General features: G+C 53.2%; 19 protein-coding genes. 16 read left to right on the top strand and 3 right to left on the bottom strand.

Features of this window, described 5'->3' with window-relative positions; genetic code table 11:
* The first annotated feature begins 157 nt into the window (after window positions 1-157).
* Complete coding sequence (gene topA, locus VOI14_RS11820; protein WP_323752252.1) at window positions 158-2797, top strand: type I DNA topoisomerase; 2640 nt, start codon at window positions 158-160, stop codon at window positions 2795-2797.
* Between the two features lie 92 nt (window positions 2798-2889).
* On the opposite strand, the gene VOI14_RS11825 is transcribed toward topA, so the two are convergent.
* Both VOI14_RS11825 and gltA read right to left on the bottom strand, forming a co-directional pair.
* Window positions 2890-3759: an NAD(P)-dependent oxidoreductase gene (locus tag VOI14_RS11825; RefSeq protein WP_323752253.1), complete on the bottom strand. Its 870-nt coding sequence runs from the start codon at window positions 3757-3759 to the stop codon at window positions 2890-2892.
* Window positions 3760-3841: 82 nt separating this feature from the next.
* Window positions 3842-5116, bottom strand: coding sequence for a citrate synthase (gltA, locus tag VOI14_RS11830; RefSeq protein ID WP_323752254.1), 1275 nt, complete (start codon window positions 5114-5116; stop codon window positions 3842-3844).
* 475 nt (window positions 5117-5591) lie between these two features.
* On the opposite strand from gltA, the gene sdhC reads away from it, so the two are divergent.
* The 13 genes from sdhC to rluB all read left to right on the top strand — a co-directional run bounded on the left by sdhC (window position 5592) and on the right by rluB (window position 20917).
* Window positions 5592-5969: a succinate dehydrogenase, cytochrome b556 subunit gene (gene sdhC / locus VOI14_RS11835; protein WP_303291960.1), complete on the top strand. Its 378-nt coding sequence runs from the start codon at window positions 5592-5594 to the stop codon at window positions 5967-5969.
* Complete coding sequence (gene sdhD / locus VOI14_RS11840) at window positions 5966-6307, top strand: succinate dehydrogenase, hydrophobic membrane anchor protein (RefSeq protein WP_114335755.1); 342 nt, start codon at window positions 5966-5968, stop codon at window positions 6305-6307. Before sdhC ends, sdhD begins: the two co-directional genes overlap by 4 nt.
* Before the next feature lie 3 nt (window positions 6308-6310).
* Window positions 6311-8083: a succinate dehydrogenase flavoprotein subunit gene (sdhA, locus tag VOI14_RS11845; protein WP_323752255.1), complete on the top strand. Its 1773-nt coding sequence runs from the start codon at window positions 6311-6313 to the stop codon at window positions 8081-8083.
* Between the two features lie 15 nt (window positions 8084-8098).
* The gene (locus tag VOI14_RS11850; RefSeq protein WP_323752256.1) at window positions 8099-8803 is read left to right on the top strand and encodes a succinate dehydrogenase iron-sulfur subunit; all 705 of its coding nucleotides are present in this window, start codon (window positions 8099-8101) and stop codon (window positions 8801-8803) included.
* A gap of 314 nt (window positions 8804-9117) precedes the next feature.
* A complete protein-coding gene (locus tag VOI14_RS11855; protein ID WP_323752257.1) occupies window positions 9118-11955 on the top strand; it encodes a 2-oxoglutarate dehydrogenase E1 component in 2838 nt (945 codons plus the stop codon).
* A gap of 25 nt (window positions 11956-11980) precedes the next feature.
* Window positions 11981-13204, top strand: a complete 1224-nt coding sequence (gene odhB, locus VOI14_RS11860; RefSeq protein ID WP_323752258.1) for a 2-oxoglutarate dehydrogenase complex dihydrolipoyllysine-residue succinyltransferase — start codon at window positions 11981-11983, stop codon at window positions 13202-13204.
* A gap of 35 nt (window positions 13205-13239) precedes the next feature.
* Window positions 13240-14682, top strand: coding sequence for a dihydrolipoyl dehydrogenase (gene lpdA / locus VOI14_RS11865; protein WP_323752259.1), 1443 nt, complete (start codon window positions 13240-13242; stop codon window positions 14680-14682).
* 194 nt (window positions 14683-14876) lie between these two features.
* The gene (sucC, locus tag VOI14_RS11870) at window positions 14877-16043 is read left to right on the top strand and encodes an ADP-forming succinate--CoA ligase subunit beta (protein WP_323752260.1); all 1167 of its coding nucleotides are present in this window, start codon (window positions 14877-14879) and stop codon (window positions 16041-16043) included.
* On the top strand, window positions 16043-16915 hold the full coding sequence (gene sucD, locus VOI14_RS11875; protein WP_323752261.1) for a succinate--CoA ligase subunit alpha: 873 nt from the start codon (window positions 16043-16045) through the stop codon (window positions 16913-16915). Before sucC ends, sucD begins: the two co-directional genes overlap by 1 nt.
* Before the next feature lie 195 nt (window positions 16916-17110).
* Window positions 17111-18325 (top strand): tryptophan--tRNA ligase, encoded by a 1215-nt coding sequence (locus tag VOI14_RS11880; RefSeq protein WP_323752262.1) that lies wholly within the window; start codon window positions 17111-17113, stop codon window positions 18323-18325.
* Window positions 18326-18363: 38 nt separating this feature from the next.
* Entirely contained in the window at window positions 18364-19191 is an 828-nt protein-coding gene (locus tag VOI14_RS11885; RefSeq protein WP_323752263.1) for a ScpA family protein, read from the top strand.
* Window positions 19192-19207: 16 nt separating this feature from the next.
* Window positions 19208-19870, top strand: a complete 663-nt coding sequence (gene scpB, locus VOI14_RS11890; protein ID WP_323752264.1) for an SMC-Scp complex subunit ScpB — start codon at window positions 19208-19210, stop codon at window positions 19868-19870.
* A gap of 39 nt (window positions 19871-19909) precedes the next feature.
* Window positions 19910-20917: a 23S rRNA pseudouridine(2605) synthase RluB gene (gene rluB / locus VOI14_RS11895; RefSeq protein WP_323752265.1), complete on the top strand. Its 1008-nt coding sequence runs from the start codon at window positions 19910-19912 to the stop codon at window positions 20915-20917.
* A 10-nt stretch (window positions 20918-20927) separates the two neighbouring features.
* On the opposite strand, the gene VOI14_RS11900 is transcribed toward rluB, so the two are convergent.
* Window positions 20928-21854 carry a GGDEF domain-containing protein gene (locus VOI14_RS11900; protein WP_323752266.1) on the bottom strand — a complete coding sequence of 309 codons (927 nt, stop codon included), beginning with the start codon at window positions 21852-21854 and terminating at the stop codon, window positions 20928-20930.
* 264 nt (window positions 21855-22118) lie between these two features.
* On the opposite strand from VOI14_RS11900, the gene VOI14_RS11905 reads away from it, so the two are divergent.
* Both VOI14_RS11905 and smc read left to right on the top strand, forming a co-directional pair.
* A complete protein-coding gene (locus tag VOI14_RS11905) occupies window positions 22119-22796 on the top strand; it encodes a GntR family transcriptional regulator (protein ID WP_323752267.1) in 678 nt (225 codons plus the stop codon).
* 1 nt (window position 22797) lies between these two features.
* The gene (gene smc / locus VOI14_RS11910) at window positions 22798-26292 is read left to right on the top strand and encodes a chromosome segregation protein SMC (RefSeq protein WP_323752268.1); all 3495 of its coding nucleotides are present in this window, start codon (window positions 22798-22800) and stop codon (window positions 26290-26292) included.
* Window positions 26293-26376 lie beyond the last annotated feature (84 nt).

Below are 26376 nucleotides of genomic sequence, written 5' to 3' on the forward strand. Positions count from 1 at the left end.
AAGTCAAAGAATGGGTTGTCTTGCTATTCTTGACCCTGTAAAACAGTGTGCCTATACATAATGGCAACCCTTACGTTTCCAGTTGCCTGATTTTTATGCGAGTTTGCGGTTTGTTCAGTTGTTAACCGATTCGCCGCCAAGGATATAGATCTCCGATATGGGTAAAAGTCTCGTTATTGTCGAGTCTCCAGCGAAAGCGAAGACCATCAACAAGTACCTGGGCTCAGACTTCATTGTGAAGTCGAGCGTTGGCCACATTCGTGACCTGCCAGTCAGTGGCAGCGGTAGTCAGTCTGACCCGAAAGAGCGGGCGAAACAGGCTGCGGCTACACGAAAGTTGAGTCCCGAGGAAAAGGTCGAACACAAAAAGCGTAAAGCCAAAGAGCAGCTGGTAGCACGCATGGGTGTTGATCCGGATCGCGACTGGAGCGCGCGTTACGAAGTCCTTCCGGGCAAAGAGAAAGTGGTCAGTGAACTTAAGCGTTTGGCTAAAAACGCAGACCACATCTATCTCGCAACGGATTTGGATAGGGAAGGGGAGGCCATTGCCTGGCATCTTCAGGAAACCATCGGTGGTGAGCCCGAAAAATATCGTCGGGTCGTGTTTAACGAGATCACCAAGCGTGCAATTCAGGAAGCGTTTGAAGATCCGGGTAATCTGGATACTGATCGCGTGAACGCACAGCAGGCCCGTCGTTTCCTGGACCGGGTCGTAGGCTATATGGTCTCGCCGCTGCTCTGGAGCAAGATTGCCCGTGGTTTGTCTGCTGGCCGTGTTCAGTCTGTAGCTGTTCGCCTCATCGTTGAGCGTGAACGCGAAATCCGTAAGTTTATTCCGGAAGAGTTTTGGCAGTTGCACGCCGACTTGAATCCGAACGACGCTAAACAACCGGTGCGGTTTGAGGTCACTCGCCACGCTGGCAAACCCTATCGTCCCGTCAATGAAGCTCAGAGTAACGAGCATGTAGCGCGCCTCAAAGAGGGTGGCTTCAAGGTTGCAAAGCGGGAAGATAAGCCAACGCGTTCCAAGCCCTCTGCGCCGTTTATTACGTCAACGTTGCAGCAGGCTGCCAGTAACCGGATGGGCTTTAGTGTTAAGAAAACCATGATGCTGGCCCAGCGTTTGTATGAAGCCGGCTACATTACCTACATGCGTACGGACTCGACCAATCTGAGTAAAGATGCGGTTGAAAGCTGCCGTGAGTTTGTTCAAAAACAGTTTGGCGACCGTTATTTGCCGGATGCCCCCCGTCTGTATGGCAGCAAAGAGGGGGCTCAGGAGGCGCACGAGGCCATTCGTCCATCCGATGTGACTCGTAGGCCGTCTGATATTTCCGGCCTTGAGAAAGATGCTGAGAAGCTCTACGACCTGATCTGGCGTCAGTTCATTGCCTGTCAGATGGCGGATGCAGAGTTTCTGAGTACGTCTATTGTGGTTGCGAGTGGCGATTACGAGCTGCGCACCCGCGGGCGCATCGTTAAGTTTGAGGGCTTCCTGAAAGCGGCGCCTCAATCTTCCAAGAAAGACGAAGATCTGGCGTTGCCTGATATCAAGGTTGATGAAGTGCTTGATCTGAGCAAGCTTGATCCCACCCAGCACTTCACTAAGCCGTCGCCGCGATATACTGAAGCGAGTTTGGTTAAAGAATTGGAGAAGCAGGGGATTGGCCGGCCTTCGACCTATGCGTCGATCATTTCGACCATTCAGGATCGTGGCTATGTTCGCTTACAGAATCGCCGATTCTACGCTGAGAAAATGGGCGAGATTGTAACCGAGCGTTTGGCGGAATCTTTCCCGAACTTGATGGACTATGACTTTACTGCCCGCTTGGAAGACGAGTTAGACCATATCGCTGGTGGTGAAGTGAAGTGGAAGAAGGTGCTCAACGATTTTTACGCCAAGTTCCGCAAGCAGCTCGACAGTGCGAGCCAGACGGAAGACGGCATGCGCGCCAACACGCCAACAGAAACAGACATACCTTGCCCGAGTTGTGGTCGCAACATGCAAATCCGTGTGGCCAGTACGGGTGTTTTCCTGGGTTGCTCAGGCTATTCACTGCCCCCCAAGGAGCGTTGCAAGACGACGATCAATTTGGTGTCGGGTGACGAAGTCGTGAGTGCTGATGAAGACGTGGAAGGTGAAGGTGAAACTCGTCTTCTGCGAATGAAGCGTCGGTGCGGTCAGTGTGGTACTGCCATGGACAGCTATCTGGTTGATGAAAACCGTAAGTTGCATGTGTGTGGTAATAATCCTGATTGCTCCGGGTATGAAGTGGAGCAGGGTACATTCCGAATTAAGGGCTACGACGGTCCTACGCTTGAGTGTGATAAGTGCGGTTCTGAAATGCAGCTGAAGACCGGCCGATTTGGTAAGTACTTTGGTTGCACAAATGATGACTGCAAAAACACGCGCAAGCTGCTGAAAAGTGGTGAGCCTGCGCCGCCCAAGATGGATCCGGTGCCAATGCCAGAGCTGAAGTGCCAGAAGGTTGACGACACGTATGTGCTGCGTGATGGCGCCTCTGGAATGTTCCTGGCAGCGAGCAAATTCCCGAAGAACCGGGAAACACGCCCGCCTCTGGTTATGGAGATCAAGCCGCACCGTAAGGAAATCGATCCTAAGCACGATTATTTGATGGAGGCTCCGGAGAGAGACCCTGAAGGTAATCCGACCGTGATTCGCTACAGCCGGAAGTCCAAGGAGCAGTACGTTATGTCCGAAAAGGATGGCAAGGCGACGGGCTGGTCTGCTTGGTATGAAGGCGGGCGTTGGGTGCCGAGAGACAAGAAAAAGTAATGCTGAGTAGCGAATGCTACGGGAAGCGCCTCAAGGAGTGGCGCTTCCCGTGAGTAATGACTGAAGTTGCTCGTGATCGATTGGGGCTTTGTTTATTTCTTGCGAAGCCGTTGGATTAGCGAGGACGTGTCCCAGCGATTTCCACCCATCTTTTGAACATCTCCGTAGAATTGGTCCACCAGAGCAGTGACCGGCAAGGTTGCGCCGTTCCGGTTGGCTTCCTGCAGGCATATCCCCAAGTCTTTTCGCATCCAGTCCACGGCAAAGCCGTAATCGAATTTTCCGTCCGCCATGGTGCCCGAGCGGTTTTCCATCTGCCACGACTGGGCGGCGCCTTTGGATATAACATCCACGACTTTTTTAACGTCCAGTTCGGCTTGCTCGGCGAAATGTAGCGCTTCTGAAAGTCCCTGGATCAAGCCGGCGATGGCGATCTGGTTTGCCATCTTGGTTTTTTGGCCGCTGCCTGCAGGCCCCATTAAGTTTAGGGCGCGTGCGTAGTGCTCCATGATCGGCGCGGCTTTGTCGTAATCTTCCTTCTGTCCGCCGCACATGATCGTTAGTTGTCCGTTTTCCGCGCCTTGTTGACCGCCGGATACCGGTGCATCGATAAAGCCTTGGCTGGCCTTGGAGGCGGCGCTAGATAAGTGTTCGGCGATGCCGGCAGAGGCTGTTGTATGATCAATCAGAATCGCGCCTTTGGCGGCGTTCTCAATTACGCCGTCCGGCCCTTCATAGACGGCGAGTAGATCTTTATCGGCACCGACGCAAGTCATAACGAAGTCAGCGTTCTGCACAGCTTCTTTGATCGTTTTGCAGGCTTTCCCGGAGAATTCGGAGGCCCATTTAACTGCTTTGTCGCCAGAGCGATTCCATACTTGGACCGAGATGCCTGCTTTGGCTAGATGGCTGGCCATGGGGTAGCCCATAACGCCAAGGCCAATAAAAGCTGCTGTTGTCATTGTTGAGCTCCTTTTTTCGATACAAACACAAAGGCCGCTGAATTCAGCGGCCTTTGTGTGTTTTCCGGTGTTCCCAAAACAATTACTTGTTTGGGTAATCGCGCTTCGGAGAGCCGGTATACAGCTGGCGCGGACGGCCGATGCGGTTGGCGCCGCTGACCATTTCGTTCCAGTGTGAGAACCAGCCAATCGTCCGGGACATTGCGAAAATAACGGTAAACATGGATGTTGGAATACCGATAGCTTTCAGGATGATGCCGGAGTAGAAGTCGACGTTCGGGTAAAGCTGACGCTTTACGAAGTATTCGTCTTCCAGAGCGATTTTTTCCAGGCGCTGGGCGATCTTCAGTAGCGGATCGTTTTCCAGGCCAAGTTCGCTCAGGACTTCGTGGGCTGTCTCTGCCATCACTTTGGCGCGTGGGTCGAAGTTCTTGTAAACCCGGTGTCCAAAGCCCATCAAGCGGAACGGATCGTCTTTGTCCTTTGCTTTTGCGATGAACGTTTCGATGTTGGACTCGTCGCCGATTTCAGCCAGCATATCCAAAACCGCTTCGTTCGCACCGCCGTGTGCCGGACCCCACAGGGCTGCAATGCCGGAAGCGATGCAGGCGTATGGGTTGGCGCCGGTGGAGCCAGCCAGACGGACGGTAGATGTGGATGCATTCTGCTCGTGATCCGCATGCAGAATGAAGATCTTGTCCATCGCGTTGGCAAGAATCGGGTTCGGTTTGTAATCCTCGCAGGGGTTTCCAAACATCATCTGCAGGAAGTTCTCTGAGTAAGAGAGGTCGTTCCGCGGATACATGAACGGCTGGCCTACCGAGTATTTGTAGCACCAAGCTGCGATGGTCGGCATTTTTGCGATCAAGCGGTGGCCGGTGATCTCACGCTGCGTGGGGTCGTCGACATCCATCTGGTCGTGGTAGAACGCAGACAATGCGCCGACAACGCCACACATGATGGCCATAGGATGCGCGTCACGGCGGAAGCCGTTGAAGAAGTTGCGCATCTGGTCGTGCAGCATGGTGTGATTTTTAATGGTGTTGTGGAAGCGCTTGTTCTCTTCTTCGTTAGGCAATTCGCCGTTAAGAAGGAGGTAGCACACTTCAAGGAAATCAGACTTTTCGGCGAGCTGATCGATCGGGTAGCCCCGGTGCAGCAGAACGCCTTTGGCGCCATCGATGTATGTGATAGCCGATTCGCAGGCTGCGGTAGAGACAAAACCTGGATCGTATGTAAAAACGCCTTCCTGTACCAGCCCGCGTACGTCAATAACGTCAGGGCCGACGGTGCCGGAATAAACCGGAAGCTCAATGGACTTATCTCCCACCGAGAGCGTGGCTTTCCTGTCGGTCATGGTGCTCTCCTGTTCAATTAGCTTTAACAGCTCTTTGCATTTTAGATGCGCGAGAAGGCGCGTATTATCGCAAAACTGGCGGCAAAATATAGGGCGTTAGCTTTTTTTGTCAATCTATTGATGATGAAAACACGGATTTACATTCCCAAAATTGGCCTGGGAAGCACGGAATTCCGGTGCTTTGCGGTTTGAAAATTGTTTGTCAATAAGCTTAATAGGGGATGCGGTTGTGCGGCTGGCAAGGCTTTCAGCTTGGTTGCAGGTTTGTAATTACCGAGGTGTCTCCTTATAATCCGTAGCCCGGAATCGGGGATGCGCCTGCCTGCAGGCTAGAGCATAGCAAGCTATCGGGTTGTCATCCGCCCTCCTGAACCAATCGGTTATCGGTTTCGTATCGATTCTCCGGTCCCAACATACTAACCATCCGCTGCCGGAATATCGGTTTTGCGGAACCAAAAGAGAGTGTGAGAGCGCTGTGAATAGCAAACGACCAGTAAATCTCGATCTCGGCAAGTTCCATTTTCCGCTGCCAGCCATTACATCGATCCTGCATCGCATCAGCGGCATCATCATCTTTGTGGGTGTTGCTTTCCTGATGTACGGTTTGGATCTCTCCTTGTCCGGAGAAGATGGCTTCAATCGTGTAAATGAACTGCTGGACAGCTTCCTGGCAAAGCTGATTACCTGGGGCATCCTGTCTGCTCTGCTGTACCACCTCGTTGCGGGTATTAAGCACCTGCTGATGGATGCTGGTGTCGGCGAAGAGCTTGAGAGCGGTCGCCTTGCCGCAAAAATCACGCTAGTGGTTTCCATTGTTCTGATTATTCTGGCAGGAGTCTGGGTATGGGCATGAACAGTGTAACGAATATCGGTCGTAACGGGATTCAGGATTGGATCATTCAGCGTGCCACAGCCTACGTGCTGGCCCTTTATACGCTGTTCCTGTTGGGTTTCTTTATCACGACTGATGTTGACTACCAGGCTTGGGCAGCGCTGTTCAATCAGGGCTGGTTCAAGATCTTCAGCCTGCTGGCGTTATTGTCTATTGCCGGACATGCCTGGGTTGGTTTGTGGACCGTTTCTACCGACTATATCCAATCGGCACTTCCGCGCTTTTTGCTGCAGGCAGCCTGCATCATTGTGATGTTTGTGTATGTCGTGTGGGGCATTCAGATCCTTTGGGGGCTTTAATCGATGGCTAACATCAAAACCATGTCTTATGACGCGATTGTTATCGGTGGTGGTGGAGCTGGTATGCGAGCCGCCCTCCAGCTGACCGAGTCTGGCCTTAACACCGCGTGTATCACGAAAGTATTTCCAACCCGTTCGCACACTGTCTCCGCCCAAGGCGGCATTACCTGTGCGATCGCAAGTGCCGATCCCAATGACGATTGGCGCTGGCACATGTACGACACCGTTAAAGGTTCTGATTACATCGGTGACCAAGACGCCATCGAGTACATGTGTTCTGTAGGTCCTCAGGCTGTATTTGAGCTTGAACATATGGGGCTGCCGTTCTCCCGAACAGAGCAGGGCCGTATTTACCAGCGTCCTTTCGGTGGTCAGTCCAAAGGTCCTGATAACCCGACTCAGGCTGCTCGTACCTGTGCTGCTGCTGACCGAACTGGTCACGCTCTTTTGCACACTCTGTACCAGGCGAATCTGAAAGGCGGCACTAGCTTCCTTAACGAATGGTATGCCGTCGATCTGGTCAAGAATGCCAAGAATGAAGTTGTTGGTGTTGTGGCTATTGAGATCGAGACGGGTGAGGTTGCTTACATCAAGTCTAAAGCAACGGTTCTGGCGACTGGTGGTGCTGGCCGTATCTACGCGTCCACGACTAACGCACTGATCAACACCGGTGATGGTATTGGTATGGCGCTGCGTGCCGGTTTCCCGGTTCAGGATATGGAAATGTGGCAGTTCCACCCGACGGGCATATATGGTGCCGGTACACTGGTGACGGAAGGTTGCCGGGGTGAGGGTGGTTACCTGATCAACTCCGAAGGTGAGCGTTTCATGGAGCGCTATGCTCCGAACGCTAAAGACCTGGCTGGCCGTGACGTTGTTGCGCGCTCCATGGTTCTTGAAATTCTGGAAGGCCGTGGTTGTGGTCCTGAGAAAGATCACGTACTGCTGAAGCTGGATCATCTGGGTGAAGAAACTTTGAACCTGCGTCTGCCGGGTATCTGTGAGTTGTCTCGTACCTTTGCTCACGTAGATCCTGTTAAAGAGCCGGTTCCTGTCGTTCCGACCTGTCACTATATGATGGGCGGTGTTCCGACCAACGTTGGCGGTCAAGCGTTGACCCAAGACGAAAGCGGTAACGATCAGCCTATTCCAGGTCTGTTTGCTTGCGGTGAGGCGGCTTGCGTATCGGTACACGGCGCTAACCGTTTGGGCGGCAACTCCCTGTTGGATCTGGTTGTCTTCGGTCGTGCAGCTGGTTTGCACATTGAAGAACAGATTCGTGGTGGTTTCGAGGTAGATAGCGCCAGTGACGAAGACATCAAGCGTGCGATGGCGCGTCTGGATCGCTTGAACGCTGCCTCTGAAGGTGAAGACGTGGCAGCGGTTCGTAAGGACCTTCAGAACTGCATGCAGCTGTACTTCGGCGTATTCCGTGACGGTAAGAGCATGGAAGAGGGTCTGAAGAAGCTTGAGGCTATTGGTGAGCGCGTTCGCAAGACCAAGCTGGCTGATACCAGTCAGGCCTTTAATACAGCTCGTATCGAAGCGCTTGAGCTTGATAACCTGTATGAAGTTGCGCTGGCGACCGCTATTTCAGCGAATGAGCGTAAAGAAAGTCGTGGTGCTCATGCCCGTAACGACTTCACCGAGCGTGATGACGAGAACTGGCTGAAGCATTCCATGTACTTCCCGCTCGAGCAGCGCGTGGGCAAGCGTGACGTGAACTTCGCACCGAAGACCGTTCCGACCTTCCAGCCGAAAATCCGGACCTACTAAGGGGAGATTCTGAATATGTTGGTAAGTCTGTATCGCTACAATCCAGAAGCTGATAATGCCCCTTACATGCAGGACGTTGAAGTTGAGATGCCTGCTGGCAAAGACCTTATGGTGCTGGATGTTCTGAATCTCGTGAAGGAGAAGGATCCTTCCATGAGCTACCGTCGCTCCTGCCGTGAAGGCGTGTGTGGTTCTGACGGTATGAACATGAACGGCAAGAACGGTTTGGCTTGTATTACGCCGGTTTCCGACGTGGTCAAGAACAACAAGCTGGTTCTGCGCCCTCTGCCGGGTCTGCCAGTTATTCGTGATCTGGTTGTCGACATGGGCCTTTTCTACAAGCAGTACGAAAAGGTCATGCCGTACTTGGTCAACGATAAGCCGGCGCCAGCTATTGAGCGCCTGCAGACTCCCGAAGAGCGTGAAAAGCTGGATGGCCTGTACGAGTGTATTCTCTGTGCGTGCTGTTCCACGGCCTGCCCGTCCTTCTGGTGGAATCCAGACAAGTTCATTGGTCCGTCTGGTCTGTTGCAAGCATACCGCTTCCTCGCAGACAGCCGCGACACAGCTCAGGCTGAGCGTTTGGCCGAGTTGGATGATCCGTTCAGTGTATTCCGCTGCCGGGGCATCATGAACTGTGTGAGCGTTTGCCCGAAAGGTCTCAACCCGACCAAGGCTATTGGTCATATTCGGAATTTGTTGCTGCAAAGAGCCACCTGATCGGCAAATTCTGAAGAAATAGCTATACTGGCTATCCGATGCCAGTTAGCACTCCTGAAGGCCTCGCTTATGCGGGGCCTTCAACCAAAGGCTTATAGTCAAAAGTCTTACCAGGATGCAAACTGAGTTCGCTGCCTGGTTTCCTCTCTTTGGTTTCCTTGCAGTGTCGCTGAGTACAACAAATCACAGGGGACGGAATCATCCGTAATGGTTGTGGTATAAGATTGTCATGCCGTAATAACCCGTATTGACTGGAAAATACCGCTGGCCGACCATACCCGCTCCCCCGCACCAGCCAAGGTGAGCTATTCAAAATGCACGAAAGCATCATGGAGCAGTTATGGCAGACTTCCCACTTACAGGGTGGGAATCTAGCCTATGTTGAACAGCTTTTTGAAACCTACCTGACAGACCCCAACGCTATTCCTGAAGAGTGGCGGAGCTACTTTGACAAGCTCCCCAGCGTCGATGGCCAGCAAGGTCGCGACGTTATTCACTCGACCATCCGTGAACAGTTTGAGCACATCTCGCGAAATCAGCGTTTTTTGGCCAGTGGCGGCGTACCGGCCAGCGCCACATCCGATGCTGACAAAAAACAGATTCGTGTTCTCCAGCTGATTAACGCGTACCGTTTTCGTGGTCACCAGGAATCCAAACTTGATCCACTGGGTGTCTGGCAGCGTGAACCTGTAGAAGATCTCGATCCGGCTTTTCACGAATTGCGTGAGTCCGATCTTGATCTGGAATTTCAGACCGGCTCGTTGAGCTTCGGTTCTGAGACGATGAAGCTTAGAGATATTGTTGACGGGCTTCGTCAGACTTATTGCCAAAGTATTGGTGCTGAATACATGCACGTGGTGGACACTCGTATTAAGCGGTGGTTCCAGCAGCGCATGGAGCCGGTGCGATCCCGCCCACAGTACGAGCCTGAAACCCGCAAGCATCTTCTGGAGCGTCTGACAGCTGCTGAAGGGCTTGAGAAGTATCTGGGTTCCCGTTACCCGGGCGTTAAGCGTTTTGGCCTGGAAGGTGGTGAGAGCCTTATTCCTTGCTTGGACGAGTTGATTCAGCGCGCAGGCTCATACGGTGCCAAAGAAGTCGTGTTGGGCATGGCGCACCGGGGTCGTTTGAACGTGTTGGTCAACACGCTCGGCAAGAACCCAAAAGAATTGTTCGACGAATTCGAGGGCAAAAAGCTGGCGGATTCGGGCTCTGGCGACGTTAAGTATCACCAAGGCTTTTCTTCCAACGTCATGACCTCGGGTGGTGAAGTTCATCTGGCGATGGCGTTTAACCCGTCGCACCTGGAAATTGTTGCTCCGGTAGTCGTTGGCTCGGTTCGAGCGCGTCAGGATCGCCGTGACGACAAAGACGGAAGCAAAGTTTTGCCGATCGTGATGCACGGCGATGCAGCCTTTGCCGGTCAGGGTGTGGTGATGGAAACCTTCCAGATGTCCCAGACACGGGGCTTCGGGGTTGGCGGTACGATCCACGTTGTGATCAACAACCAGGTTGGTTTCACCACCAGTCGACAAGAAGATGCCCGGTCAACTGAGTACTGTACCGACGTTGCCAAAATGGTTCAGGCGCCTATCCTGCATGTAAACGCAGATGATCCTGAAGCCGTTATGTTTGCGACCCACTTGGCCGTTGATTACCGAAACGAGTTCAAGCGTGATGTAGTCATCGATCTCGTTTGTTACCGCCGTCGTGGTCACAACGAAGCCGATGAGCCGGCAGCAACCCAGCCGTTGATGTACGACAAGATTCGTAAGCTTAAGACAACGCGGAACATTTACGCTGAGCAGTTGATGCAAGCCGGAATTCTCAGTGAGGATGACGTCAAGCAGATGGAGATGGAATACCGGGATGCGCTCGACAATGGCGAGCACGTGGTTAAATCTCTGGTTAAAGAGCCTAACAAAGACCTGTATGTGGATTGGGCGCCATATCTCGGGCATGAGTGGACAGCCAAGTGCAAAACCAGCGTAGCGGCTAAAACGATCAAGAAGTTGGGTGCACAGTTGACGCAGGTACCGGAAGGGTTCAGCGTGCAACGCCAAGTGTCCAAGATCGTAAACGATCGCGAGAAGATGACTGCAGGGGCGCTGCCACTGAACTGGGGCTATGGTGAGATGATGTCGTATGCGACACTGCTCAACGAAGGCCACCCGATTCGCCTGATCGGTCAGGACGTAGGTCGTGGCACGTTCTCTCATCGTCATGCGGTACTGCATAACCAAAAAGACGGATCTTCTTACGTATCGCTTCAATCGCTTTCCGAAGACCAGCCGAGCTTTGATATTTACGACTCGTTGCTGTCTGAAGAAGCGGTTATGGCGTTTGAATACGGCTACGCAACTACACAGCCTGACGCGTTGATCATCTGGGAAGCACAGTTTGGTGACTTCTCTAATGGTGCACAGGTTGTTATCGACCAGTTCTTGACCAGTGGCGAGCATAAGTGGGGCCGGTTGTGCGGTCTGACACTGTTGTTGCCTCACGGTTATGAAGGGCAGGGCCCCGAGCACAGTTCAGCTCGTTTGGAGCGCTTCCTTCAGTTGAGCGCGCAGCACAACATTCAAGTGTGTGTGCCGACGACGCCGTCGCAGGTATTCCACATGTTGCGTCGCCAGGTTAAACGTCCATTGCGTAAACCTCTGATTGCGATCACGCCGAAGAGTCTGCTGCGCCACAAAGAAGCCACCTCAAACTTGGACGATTTGACGTCTGGCACATTCCAGACCGTATTGCCCGAGAAAGATCTTCCGGATCCGAAGAAGGTGACTCGCTTGGTTATGTGTAGCGGCAAGGTGTATTACGATCTGCTGGATAAAAAGAAAGCAGATGAGCGTGATGACGTTGCGTTGGTTCGCATTGAGCAGCTTTACCCGTTCCCGGCTGACGACCTTGATGAAATTCTGGGTCAGTATCCTAAGCTGAAAAACGTGGTTTGGTGTCAAGAAGAACCGATGAACCAAGGCGCTTGGTACCCAAGTCAGCACCATATGCGTAACGCACTGCACCGCCTGAACCCAAAACTCTCCCTTCAGTATGCCGGTCGTGAACCTTCCGCTGCTCCTGCGTGTGGACATATGTCTGTTCACATCGAAGAGCAGAAGAATTTGGTTAACGACGCGTTCGAAATCTGACGAGCTACCGAGCTAAGGAATCGTAATGACAACAGAGATTAAAGCCCCAGTTTTCCCTGAGTCGGTTGCCGAAGGCACCGTCGCGACTTGGCATAAGCAGCCAGGTGAAGCCTGTTCACGTGACGAGCTGATTGTCGACATTGAGACCGACAAAGTTGTGCTCGAAGTGGTTGCTCCGGCTGACGGTGTGATTGAAGAGATCGTAAAAGCCGAAGGCGACACCTGCGAAAGCGGCGAAGTTATCGGTAAGTTTAAAGCAGGCGCTGCTGGTGAATCCAAGCCAGCACAAAGCGAAGCTGAGGACAGCAAGACCGAAGAAAAGTCAGCGGGTAGTGAAGAAACTGCCGCCTCTGGTGATGCCATTCTGAGCCCGGCAGCCCGTAAGCTGGCTGACGAAAATAGTGTTGACCCAGGGGCTGTAAAAGGCACGGGCAAAGACGGTCGGGTGACTAAAGAAGATGTGCAGAATCACATCGAAAGCAAGAAGTCGTCCGGTAGCGCCTCCGCCAAACCTGCTGCAGCACCTGCAGTAGAAGTTGCGCAGGGCGAGCGTCCAGAAAAGCGTGTGCCGATGACTCGCTTGCGAGCCAGTATCGCCAAGCGTCTGGTTGAAGCTCAGCAGACTGCAGCTATGCTGACAACGTTTAACGAAGTTAACATGGCGCCGATCATGGAACTGCGTAAGCAGTACCAGGAAAGCTTCGTGAAGCGTCACGACATCAAGCTTGGTTTCATGTCGTTCTTCACTAAAGCAGCGACCGAAGCGTTGAAGCGCTTCCCGGCTGTGAACGCATCAATCGACGGCAACGATATGGTGTACCACGGTTACCAGGATATCGGTGTCGCCGTATCTACCGAGCGTGGTCTGGTCGTGCCTGTTATCCGTGATGTTGACTCACTGGGTCTGGCGGACATCGAGAAGAAGATCGTTGAATACGGTACCAAGGCCAAAGGCGGTAAGCTGGGTATTGACGAAATGACCGGCGGTACCTTCACCATCACTAACGGTGGTACTTTCGGTTCGTTGATTTCTACACCGATCCTGAATCCGCCACAGACGGCTATCCTGGGTATGCACAAGATTCAGGAACGCCCAATGGCGGTGAACGGCAAGGTTGAGATTCTGCCTATGATGTATCTGGCACTGTCATACGATCACCGTATGATTGACGGCAAAGACGCCGTACAGTTCCTGGTAGCGATCAAGGAAATGCTTGAAGACCCGGCGCGCATCCTGCTGGACGTGTAAGCTGATACTCAACGAATCTGAGAACAGGAAAAATTATGTCCGATAAGTACGATGTCATTGTCATTGGTGCCGGCCCTGGTGGTTACGTGGCAGCTATCAAGGCTGCTCAGCTCGGGCTGAAGACCGCGTGTGTTGAGTCCTGGACAGCGGAAGACGGTAAAAGCCAAGTGCTGGGTGGAACCTGCTTGAACGTAGGGTGTATCCCATCCAAAGCGTTGCTGGAAGTGACTCACAAATATGAGGAAGCCAGCCACGATTACGAATCCATGGGTATTTTGGCTAAGAGCGTCGATATCGACGTAGCTAAAATGATGGAGCGTAAGGCAGGTATCGTTAAGCAGCTGACCGGCGGCATCGCAGGTCTGTTCAAGGCCAACGGTGTCACTTCGATTCATGGTCACGGCAAATTGCTTAATGGTCGTAAGGTTGAAGTTACCGACAAAGACGGTAAAACCAAGACCTACGAAGCCGAAAACGTCATCTTGGCGAGTGGCTCAAAGCCGGTTGAAATTCCACCTGCACCGTTTGACGGTGATTACATTGTGGATTCTGAAGGCGCGCTCGAGTTCACCGAAGTACCTAAGCGCTTGGGCGTGATTGGTGCGGGTGTTATCGGTCTGGAGTTGGGTAGTGTTTGGGCTCGATTGGGTTCCGAAGTTACCATTCTGGAAGCGCAGGATAACTTCCTGCCCGTGGTTGACCAGCAGATTGCTAAAGACGCTTTGAAGCAGTTCAAGAAGCAAGGCCTGAACATCATCACCGGCGCTCGCATGACCGGTGCTGAAGTTAAGCGCAAGCTGGTGAACGTAAGCTACGAAGATTCCAAAGGTAAGCAAGAAGCGAAATTCGATAAGCTGATTGTCGCTGTTGGTCGCCGCCCATATACCGACGGCCTGCTGGCCGAAGATTCTGGCGTGAAGCTTGATGAGCGCGGTTTCATCTTTGTTGATGATAAGTGCAAAACCGAAGCGCCAGGTGTTTGGGCTGTTGGTGATATCGTTCGTGGCCCGATGTTGGCCCACAAGGCATCTGAAGAAGGTGTCATGGTTGCCGAGCGCATTGCCGGCCACAAGCCACAGGTTAATTACGACTGCATTCCGAATGTGATTTACACAACGCCAGAAGTGGCTTGGGTAGGGAAAACGGAAGAGCAGCTAAAGGCGGAAGGCGAAGACTACAATGTCGGTACTTTCCCATTTGCAGCGAACGGTCGAGCCATGGCGGCTAACGCCGCTGCCGGTTTGGTCAAGATCATTGCAGATGCGAAGACAGACCGTATTCTTGGCTTCCACGTTGTTGGGCCGCAGGCGTCAGAAATCGTTGCTCAAGGCGTAATTGCCATGGAGTTCGGCTCGACTGCTGAAGACTTGGCCTTGACGTGCTTCGCGCATCCGACTCTGTCTGAGTCTGTGCATGAAGCCGCATTGGCTGTTGCGGGTGGGGCGATTCACGTCGCTAACCGTCGCAAAAAGAAGTAACGCAGACCAGAAGCGAAGGGGCGCCTGAAGAAGCGCCCCTTCGCTATAAAAAAAAGATTTCTGGTTGCGGGCATGGTGAGCTGAGGTGATCCCCTGCTCATCAAATCGAATTCGCGTTTAAGGCTTCCCATGAGGGGAGTGGCGGGTTCTTATCCGTACGTGGTTATCCTCCATCAAATAGCGGGACATTAACTATGAATTTGCATGAATATCAGGGCAAGCAGCTATTCGCTGAATATGGCCTGCCTGTCTCACAAGGCATCGCCTGTGACACCCCGGAAGAAGCAGTTGCAGCTGCCGAAAAAATTGGCGGCAACAGCTGGGTTGTTAAAGCGCAGGTACACGCTGGTGGCCGTGGTAAGGCTGGTGGTGTAAAGCTGGTTAAGAGCACCGACGACATCCGTGCATTTGCCGAACAGTGGTTGGGCAAGAATCTGGTGACTTTCCAGACCGATGAAAACGGTCAGCCGGTTAGCAAGATTCTTGTCGAGTCACTGACCGACATCGATCAGGAGCTTTACCTGGGTGCGGTTGTAGACCGTGGTACTCGCCGTATCGTATTCATGGCGTCCACCGAAGGTGGCGTTGAGATTGAAACGGTTGCTGAAGAAACCCCGGAAAAGATCCTGCGCGCAGAAATTGATCCGCTGGTTGGTCCTCAGCCATATCAGGGTCGTGATCTGGCATTCCAGCTGGGCCTGGAAGGCAAGCAGATCGGTCAGTTCACCAAGATCTTCATGGGTCTGGCGAAGCTGTTCGAAGACTACGATCTGGCATTGATGGAAATCAACCCGCTGGTTATCACTCCGGCCGGCGACCTGCACTGCCTGGATGCCAAGATTGGCGCCGATGGCAATGCTCTGTACCGTCAGAAGAAACTTCAGGAAATGCGCGATCCTTCACAGGAAGACGCCCGCGAAGCGGAAGCTGCTGCCTGGGAACTGAACTATGTTGCGCTTGAAGGTAACATTGGTTGCATGGTTAACGGCGCTGGACTGGCGATGGGCACCATGGACATCATCAAGTTGTCCGGCGGCAAGCCAGCTAACTTCCTGGACGTTGGCGGCGGTGCAACCAAAGAGCGTGTATCCGAAGCGTTCAAGATCATCCTGTCTGATGACGCTGTGCAGGCCGTTCTGGTTAACATCTTCGGTGGTATCGTTCGTTGCGACATGATTGCCGAAGGCATCATTGGCGCAGTGAAGGAAGTAGGCGTTAAAGTTCCCGTGGTGGTTCGTCTTGAAGGTAACAACGCTGAGCTGGGTTCCAAAGTTCTGGCTGACAGTGGCTTGAACATCATCGCCGCTAGCAGCCTTGCTGATGCTGCAGAGCAAGTCGTTAAAGCCGCAGGGGGTAAATAATGAGCATCCTGATTAATAAAGACACCAAGGTTATCTGTCAGGGCTTTACCGGCGCACAGGGTACTTTCCACTCTGAGCAGGCTATCGAATACGGCACCAAAATGGTTGGTGGCGTAAGCCCGGGTAAAGGTGGAACTGAGCACTTGGGCCTGCCGGTATTCAACACCGTGCGTGAAGCTGTAGAGAGCACAGGTGCACAGGCTACCGTTATCTACGTTCCAGCTCCGTTCTGTAAAGATGCCATCATCGAAGCGGCAGACGCCGGTCTCGAGCTGATCGTTTGCATCACCGAAGGCATTCCGACTATCGATATGCTGTACGCCAAAGAATACGTTGATCGTAAAGGCGTTCGCATGATCGGGCCTAACTGTCCGGGTGTGATCACACCGGGCGAAAGCAAGATCGGCATCATGCCGGGCCACATTCACAAGCCAGGCAAGGTCGGTATTGTATCCCGCTCCGGTACCCTGACTTACGAAGCGGTCAAGCAGACCACAGACTTTGGTTACGGCCAGTCTACTTGCGTAGGTATCGGTGGCGACCCGATCCCGGGCTCTAACTTCATCGACATCCTTAAGCTGCTGCAGGAAGACCCGCAGACTGAGGCCATCGTGATGATTGGTGAAATCGGTGGTACTGCTGAAGAAGAAGCAGCAGCGTTCATCAAAGAGAGCGTCACCAAGCCTGTTGTTTCCTACATTGCCGGTGTAACCGCACCTCCAGGCAAGCGTATGGGCCACGCAGGTGCCATCATTTCAGGTGGTAAGGGCACCGCGGATGAGAAATTCGCAGCCCTGAACGATGCCGGTGTTAAAACCGTGCGCAGCCTTGCTGACATCGGCAAAGCTCTGCAGGAAGTGACTGGCTGGTAAGCCTTTTCACAACCTGTGACAAGCCCCCGGATTCGTAAGAATGCCGGGGGTTTTTCGTTTGCGGACGATTGTTTTAATGCTGTTTGTTTAACGCAGGCGGGTGTTAAGACTATAATGGCCGGTCAGCCTGATTACTCAACCCGTGACCTCACGCTATTTCAGGCGCTCTATAAATAGAAAGAAGGAGTTTGTGCTTTGAGTTCCGTCGATTCCCAGCAAAGAATTTTGTCCGGCATGCGTCCGACCGGCAAGCTTCACCTCGGCCACTACCACGGTGTGCTGAAAAACTGGGTTAAACTCCAGCACGAATTCGAGTGTTTCTTCTTTGTCGCCGACTGGCATGCGTTAACCACGCAATATGACGATCCCTCTGGTATCGAACAAAGTGTCTGGGACATGGTTGTGGATTGGTTGGCTGCGGGTGTGAATCCGGGCTCGTCCACCATGTTTATTCAGTCTCAGGTTCCGGAACACGCAGAACTGCATTTGTTGCTCTCTATGATCACCCCGTTGGGTTGGCTCGAGCGAATCCCGACTTATAAAGACCAGCAGGAAAAGCTGCGGGAGAAAGATCTCGCGACTTATGGATTCCTTGGGTATCCGCTGTTACAAAGCGCAGATATTCTGATGTACCGCGCCGGGAAGGTGCCGGTTGGAGCCGATCAGGTTTCACACGTGGAAATTACCCGCGAGATTGCCCGTCGCTTTAACCACATCTACGGCCGAGAGCCGGGTTTTGAAGAGCTCGCTGAGGCGGCCATTGTAAAAATGGGTAAGAAAAACGCCAAGCTGTACCGCTCGCTGAAAAAGCGTTATCAGGAAGAGGGCAGCACCGAGGCGCTTGAAATCGCCCGAGCTTTGTTGAAAGAGCAGCAAAATATTTCTCTTGGTGATCGTGAACGCCTGTACGGTTACATTGAGGGCGGCGGTAAAGTAATACTGCCTGAACCGCAGCCGTTGCTGACCCCGGAATCCAAAATGCCGGGTCTGGACGGTCAGAAGATGTCCAAGTCTTACAACAACTACATTGGCCTGCGAGAAGCGCCGGACAGCGTTTCGCAGAAAGTGCGCACCATGCAGACCGACCCGCAACGTGTTCGTAGAACCGATCCGGGCGAACCCGAAAAATGCCCGGTGTGGGGTATGCACAAGGTCTATTCGGACGAAGCAACCTGTGCTTGGGTTCAGGAAGGGTGCCGCAGTGCCGGTATCGGTTGTCTTGAATGCAAGACGCCACTGATCGAAGCCATTGTGGAAGAGCAGAAGCCACTGCACGAACGGGCTAAAGAATACGAAGATAATCCGGATTTGGTGTACTCGATCCTGCAGGAAGGAAGAGAGCACGCGAGGGATGCTGCACGAGATACCCTTGAAGAGGTTCGGGAAGCGATGGGGCTCAGTTATCGCTGAGTCGGGCTCGGCCATTCATTGAGACAGGCGACGGTGGTATGACGGACGAGATCAAGGAGCCAGTCGACTCTCCATCCAAGGAAATGGAGCAGGTGCCGCTTGCCCTAGTTTCCGGCAAGCCTCTGGTTGATGTTCCCAAAGATCTCTACATACCGCCCGATGCCCTTGCGGTCTTTCTAGAGGCCTTTGAAGGGCCTCTGGATTTGCTGTTGTACCTGATCCGTCGCCAGAATATGAATATTCTGGACATTGATGTCAGTGAAATTACCCGGCAGTACATGGAGTACATAGGGGCTGTCGAGTCTATGCGTTTCGAGTTGGCGGCCGAATACCTCGTCATGGCGGCGACGCTTGCCGAGATCAAATCCCGGATGCTCTTGCCTCGCCAGGAAAGTGACGACGATGAGGAGCTCGACCCGAGAGCCGAACTTATTCGACGGTTGCAGCAATATGAGCGTTTCAAAAAAGCAGCTGAAGATATCGATCAGATGCCGAGGATGGAGCGAGACAGTTTTGTAGGCTCAGCCGCTCTGCCCACACTTCCATCAAGCCAGCCGCACCCCGATGTGGATATGCGAGAGTTGATTCTAGCGCTTCAAGGCGTGCTCAAGCGCGCGGATTTGTTTACCAGTCACCACGTTGAAAAAGAGCGTCTGTCCACCCGGGAGCGCATGTCGCACATCCTTTCAATGCTGCAGGGGGATCGATTTGTCACCTTCGAGAGCCTGTTTACCGTTGAAGAAGGGCGACTCGGCGTTGTAGTGAGTTTTCTGGCAACGCTTGAGTTGGTCAAGGAGCAATTAATCGAGATTGTGCAGGCAGAGGTGCTAGGGCCCATTCACGTCAGGGCTCGAGCCGTCAGCTGAAGGATAATGAATTATCATGAACGAAGACGATCTTGTCAGAATTCAGGCCATCGCCGAGGCGGCCTTATTGGCCGCTGGAAAGCCCTTGTCGCTTGAAGAACTCCGGGAGCTTTTTTGGGAAGGCGAACGGCCGGCCAGACAGGTTATGGAGCATGCCATGGCAATGGTTGAAAAGGCGTGTGAAGGCAGAGGGTTCGAATTAAAGCGAGTCGCTAGCGGCTATCGTCTTCAGGTGAGGGAAGAGTTCGCGCCATGGGTAGGTCGGCTGTTTGAAGAAAAGCCGCAACGGTATTCCAGGGCGCTTTTGGAAACTCTCGCGTTGATTGCTTATCGGCAACCGATCACCCGAGGCGAGATTGAAGAGATTCGTGGTGTTACGGTAAGCAGCAATATCATTCGTACCCTGCTTGAGCGAGAGTGGGTGCGTGTTGTGGGGCATCGTGATGTGCCGGGCAGGCCTGCTATGTATGCCACCACCAAACAGTTTTTGGATTACTTCAATCTCGCTGGTCTGGACGAGTTGCCCGCTTTGTCAGAAGTGCGGGATTTGGAAGCGATCGGCCGGGAAATTGAAAAGAAGATGCAGGGTGAGATTGAGCTTGACGTCCCCTCCGCAGAAGGTGAGGAAGCGGATGAACAAAATCTGGACGAATCGCCCTCAGAACAGACAATTCACTGACGCCGCGAAGGGGTCAGATACTTATTAAGGAAAGAATACATGGCGGCATCTAGCCCCGGAAAACCACGTACAGGCAAGAAAACTGTACAGGGTGATAAATCAACGACTGAAGGCCCCGAACGCATTCAGAAACTTTTGGCGCGCGCGGGTGTAGGTTCACGCCGCGAGATTGAAGGCTGGATGGACTCTGGCCGTCTGTTGGTTAACGGTAAGCCAGCGGTGCCCGGCCAGAAATCGACGATAGAAGATACCTTTGAACTGGACGGCAAGAAATTGGATGTCTCGTCAGCAGGTCAGGTTGTTCGCCGAGTTCTGATTTACAACAAGCCAGAAGGTGAAGTCACCACCCGTAAAGATCCTGAAGGTCGGCCCACGGTGTTTGATCGTTTGCCGCGCTTGAAAGATCAGCGCTGGATCTCCATCGGGCGTCTGGACCTTAATACTACCGGTCTGGTTTTGTTCACCACAGATGGAGAGTTGGCGAATCGATTGATGCATCCCTCGCGCCAGATCGACCGAGAGTATGCCGTTCGAGTGTTCGGTGAAGTTGATGACGCCATGATTCAGCGTTTGCTTCAGGGCGTGTTGCTCGAAGACGGCATGGCGCAGTTTTCCGACATCTCCGAAGCAGGCGGCAGCGGCATGAACAAGTGGTTTCATGTCACATTGCTCGAAGGGCGAAACCGCGAAGTGCGTCGGCTTTGGGAATCCCAGGGTGTCCGTGTGAGCAGGCTTAAGCGTGTGCGTTACGGGCCAATATTCTTGCCAAGTCGTCTGTCGTTAGGCAAGTGGGAAGAGTTGGAGCAGAAAGCGGTGGACTTGCTCAGCAGTGCAGTTGAGTTGCAATCCGTACCAGTTCCCCAGAAGACGCCGGGAGAACAAGCGGAGCATGATCGGAAGCTTCGTAAAAGTCCCGGCAGATCTGTGCACAAATCCAAGCGAGGTAGCTGGCAGGTTAGTGATGCTGGTCAGCCAAAGGCTAAGCGAGATACCAAAAAGAAAACGGCTGGGGCTCCGCGCCCGGCCAGGAATAACCGGGGTTCTTAACCCCGGCTTTTTATGGAATAGAGGCAAAGACGCGGCTGCAGTTGCGGCCGCCAGCTTTGGCTTGATACAGAGCCTCATCGGCACGGGCGAGCCACTGCTCGGTCTGTTCACCCGGTAGGTGGGCGGCGATACCGCAGCTGCCCGTTACGGCGATGAATGTCTCTCCGCCGTCCACTCGTATGCTTTCCAGTGACAAACGAACACGTTCAGCGACTGTTTTCGCTTCCTCGATATCGGTGTGAGGCAGCAAGATCGCAAACTCCTCGCCTCCGAAGCGGTACACGGAATCCGAATTTCGTATCGCCTGTTCTAAATTTTCTGCTGCTTTCGACAGTATATGGTCACCGACAACGTGACCATGGTTGTCGTTAATCCGTTTGAAATGGTCCAGGTCGCACAAGATCAAGCTGCAAGGCAGTTCGAGACGGTCTGAAAGCGAGCTGGCGCGAGTCAGCTCCTCTTGGAGTGCGCGCTTATTTCCGATGCCGGTGAGAGAATCGGTCAGCGCTGCTTGCTCAATGGCAATGAACTGGCAAGCGTTTCGCAGTGGGCAGATGACCGCTGACAGCATTATCTCGATACCTGTCAGTTCTTCCTCATTAAATTTATGGCGCCGATGGAAAGTCAGGCAGCCATAATGACTGCCTTCCAACGAGAGACGATATTCGCAGCGGTGCGGCCCACCGATTCCTGTCGAAAATACAAAATCCTGCTTGGCAATTCGGTGGCGGTATTGCATGGAATCGAAGGGAATCGTCGCTGCAATTTCTTCCGCCATAATCTCCAGCTGGTTTTCCAGTGACAGGGTGGTTGACAGCTTTTTGGTCAGTCGCACCAGTGGGTCCGGGTCCTGACTCCATGCCTGAAATGCCTGTCTTAGCGCTGCCAATTGGGCAGGTTGCGATTTAGAAGACTGGATTGATGTCAGGTTTTTCACGGCGGCTCGCTCGTTCCGGAATATAGAGATACTTTGCCTTTGCATCTTTAATGCCAGCTTCTAATTCTGTTGTAAAACCATACAGATAAGAGCGTTGATTACCATTTTGACGGTTGGTTTAGGTATTGGTGCCAATATTCCGGCAGCATCTTGCCGGTTTCTGAAGAGACGCAATCAAAATGTCCGACAAGGGTGTGGGCCGTTTGAGCGCCTGTGATAAACTTCGGCGCTTGAATGCAAACGCAATAGGTGAGCACTTTTAGTATGAGATTTGAGGCCCCCGAGAGTCTTTCAGAGCAAATAGCCCAGCATATCGGTCAGCGTATTGTCGTCCGTAATCTTAAGCCGGGTGAGCGTATTCAGGAGCTCAAAGTAGCCGGTGAACTGAACGTTAGTCGTGGTTCTGTGCGCGAGGCTTTGCTCATTCTCGAGCGTCGTCATCTGGTCGAGATATACCCGCGCAAGGGGGCGGTTGTTTCTGAAATGACGGTCAGCTCGGTGAATGCTCTCTATGATATTTACATCGATTTACTGTGCATGCTTGGGCGAAAGGTCATTGAACGCTGGTCCGGGCGTGAGCTCAGCGGGTTAGCGGAGCAGGTGCGCGAACACGCGGCGGTGCTTGGAGACTTAAATTCGACAAGGGATAATCCTGAGCAAGTCATCGATGCCGGTTTCGATCTGGTCCGTAATGCTTACCAATTGGTCCAAAACCCGTTCCTTCAGGAAACTCTGGAGAACTTCCGGCCCGCCATCAGTCGTACCTATTATGTGGTGTTGGAGAATCGTGCTGCTGAGGCTGCAGAGACCGGCGTGTTATTTCAGCGCCTAGCGGATGCCGCCATCCAGGAGGATGCGTCTCGGCTTCAACAGGTTATTCGGGATTACGGTGAGCACCAACGCACACAGATTTTGAACATTCTCATGGAGGAGAACGCCTGATATGAGGCTTAAGTCCATTAAACTGGCCGGCTTCAAATCGTTTGTCGATCCCACAACCGTTCCATTTCCTACTAATCTCACTGCGGTAGTGGGTCCGAACGGTTGCGGCAAGTCGAACATTATTGATGCCGTGCGCTGGGTAATGGGCGAAAGCTCCGCCAAATACCTGCGGGGCGAATCCATGTCAGACGTCATCTTCAATGGTTCAACCGCGCGCAAACCGGTTGGTCAGGCGTCTATCGAATTGGTGTTTGACAATGATGCGGGCAAGGCGCCGGGTGAGTTCGTTAAATTTAACGAAATCTCGGTTAAGCGCCGTGTGTCCCGTGAAGGACAATCGGAGTACTTTCTCAACGGCTCTAAATGCCGTCGGCGCGACATTACAGATCTATTCCTTGGAACCGGTCTTGGGCCTCGCAGCTACGCCATCATCGAACAGGGGATGATTTCCCGGCTGATCGAAGCCAAGCCTGAAGAACTACGGGTGTATATCGAAGAAGCGGCGGGTATTTCCAAGTACAAGGAGCGTCGTCGAGAAACCGAGAACCGGATCAAGCGTACTCAGGAAAACCTCGAACGATTGACAGACTTGCGGGAAGAACTTGGCCGACAGCTTCAGCATCTGGAACGTCAGGCCGCTGCCGCCGAAAAGTACAAGGCTTATAAGCTTGAAGAGCGACAAAAGAAGGCGGAGCTGACGGTGCTCCGCTGGAAAGCGCTAGATAACGACCTGCAAACCTGGCGCGCAAAAATCCGTGATACCGAGTTGGAACTAGAAAAACTGCTCACCGAACGGGTCAACCTCGAGACCTCTTTGGAATCCCTGCGTGAGGCTCATCACGAACGCACCGAACACTTCAGCCGCGCTCAAGCCAAATACTATGAGGCCGGGGCGGATATTGCCCGCATTGAACAGAGTCTTGAGCATCACCGCGATCGCAGTCGTCAAGCCGCGATGGAATTGGATAAGGCCGTTTCCAACCAGCGCGAAATACAGGGCGAACTGGAGCAGGATGAGGACAAGCTGGCGACCATACTTGAAGAGCTCAGCATGATTGAGCCGGAGCAAGAAGCGCTGTCGATGCGTTCGGAAGAGTCTGGTGAGAAATTACAGTTGGCTGAAGATGCGATGGGCGACTGGCAACACCGCTGGGATGAGTTCAGTACACGTTCTTCCGACGCTCGCCGTCAGGCGGAGCTTGCTCAATCACGGATTCGCTCGCTTGAAGATGCGATTGCTCAGTTACAGACCCGCCACCTGAAGCTGAAAGATGAGCAAGAGCTGTTGGAAAGTCAGCTAGACCGATCTGAACTTGAAGAGCTGCTTGAACAGCAAGAAACTTTCGAGCTCCAAAGGGAAGAGGCCACTGAACGAATTCAGCTGCTTCAAGACGATGTGTATCAGGCCCGGCAACGCCTCAAAGAAGCAGAAGAAGAGGTGTCTGGTCATCGCCAGCAAGTGCAAAGCCTTCGTGCGTCATTGGAGTCCCAGCAGGCGCTTTTGGATGAGCAAATGGGCGGGCAAGACGATGCTCTGCAAACTTGGCTGGCCGAGCATGGGTTGTCGGATGCACCGCGCGTGGCTGCACAGCTCAACATAGAAAGTGGTTGGGAATTCGCTGTAGAACAGGTGATTGGTCGCTTTACCCAAGGCTTGACCTTGCCCGTGCTTGAGAATCTTGATGACGTTATGGCTCGAGCCCCCAAAGGGGTTGCGGTGGTGGCTCAGCAAACGGCCGGGAGCGCGGTAAAGCCAGGATTGGCGACCAAGATTAGTGGGCTTGGAGCCATTGAGCGCCTGGTGAACCACATCGATACAGCGAATTCCACGGAAGAGGCTTTGGCGCGCCGTGCGAGCATGGGCGAAAAGGACAGTGTGATCACACCGGAGGGTGTGTGGGTCGCTCGTGATTGGGTGCTGATGCCCGATTCCGACGCGGGGCAGATAGGTGTTATTGAGCGGCAGAAAAAGGTGGATGAGCTTCAGCTCCAATTGGCTGAAGCTGAACAGAAGTTGGAGCTGGCAATTGCTCGGTTAGAACAGCTGCAAGAGCAGGGCGAACGTGCGGAAACCGCTCGGGAAGATGCTCAGGGTCTTTTGAGTGAGGTCCAGCGGCAGTTGTCAGGACTGTCCTCGCAGGTCAGCGGACTAAAGGCGCGAGCAGAGCAGATCGATGCCCGTATTGCTCGCATCCACGATGATATTAAAGACGTGAGCGCCAACCTCGAAGAGCAGCAAGCTCAGCTACAGGACGCTAAAGAAGAGTGGGATATGGCGTTAGCGTCCAGCGAAGACAGCGATGAAGAGAAAGAGCGCTTGCTGGAGCAACGAGATGCTCTCAGGGAAAACCTTGACCGATTGCGACACGATGCCCGCCATGACCGGGATCGTGCTCATCAACTACAGCTCCAGTTGCAAACCCTGCAAAGTCAGCGAGACGCCCTGAAACAAACCATCGATCGAATGCAGCTGCAAAAAGAACGGCTTGAAGAGCGCCTTGAGGTGTTGCGCGAAACCCGAGAAGGTTCAGAAGAGCCAATCGAGGATCTCAAGCTTCAGTTGGAAGGGCTGTTGGAAAGACGCTTGGCGGAAGAAGAAAAGCTGAGTGTTGCCAGAGACGCACTGGAAGACATTGATAAACAAGTCCGCGATCGGGAGCAGGGGCGAAGCCGCACCGATCATGTCGTTCAGGATGTTCGGGCAAATCTCGAAAAGCTGAAAATGGAGTCGCAGGCGCTTGAGATCCGTTCGGGCAACCACATTGAACAGCTCACAGAGCTTGGCGTGAAGTTGCACGAGGTTCTCGGCGAGTTGCCGGACGATGCCGACGAAAAGGTTTGGGCTGAAGAGCTTACCAAAATTGCCAATCGCATCCAGCGCTTGGGGGCGATTAACTTGGCCGCCATCGAGGAGTATCAGGTCCAGAGCGAACGTAAAAACTATCTGGATGAGCAGAACGACGACCTGATGGAGGCGCTAGAAACCCTGGATAATGCCATTCGCAAGATTGACCGGGAAACCCGGCAACGTTTTAGGGAAACCTTCGACCAGGTCAATGGCGGCTTGCAGGCGTTGTTCCCGAAGGTCTTTGGGGGTGGCAACGCCTACCTAGAGTTGACTAGCGATGACCTTCTGGAAACCGGTGTCGCCATCATGGCGCGGCCCCCGGGCAAGAAGAATAGCACCATCCATTTACTGTCCGGTGGCGAGAAAGCGCTGACGGCGATTGCGCTGGTCTTTTCGATCTTCCAGCTGAACCCGGCGCCATTTTGTATGCTGGACGAAGTGGATGCACCTTTGGACGATGCCAACGTAGGGCGTTACGCAAATCTGGTGAAAGAAATGTCCAAACAGGTACAATTTATTTACATTACTCATAACAAGATTGCCATGGAGATGGCGGATCAGCTGATGGGTGTCACCATGCATGAACCCGGCTGCTCTCGGTTGGTAACCGTTGATGTAGAAGAGGCGGCGGCTTTGGCTGAAGCCTAGGGTTGGTGGAAAAGTCGCCAACCATGACAATACGGCCATCTGGGCCCGGTGTGCGTTGTATTCGCCACGGGCTTTTCTTAGAGT

Source organism: Marinobacter sp. (genome assembly GCF_034669625.1).
GTDB lineage: Bacteria > Pseudomonadota > Gammaproteobacteria > Pseudomonadales > Oleiphilaceae > Marinobacter.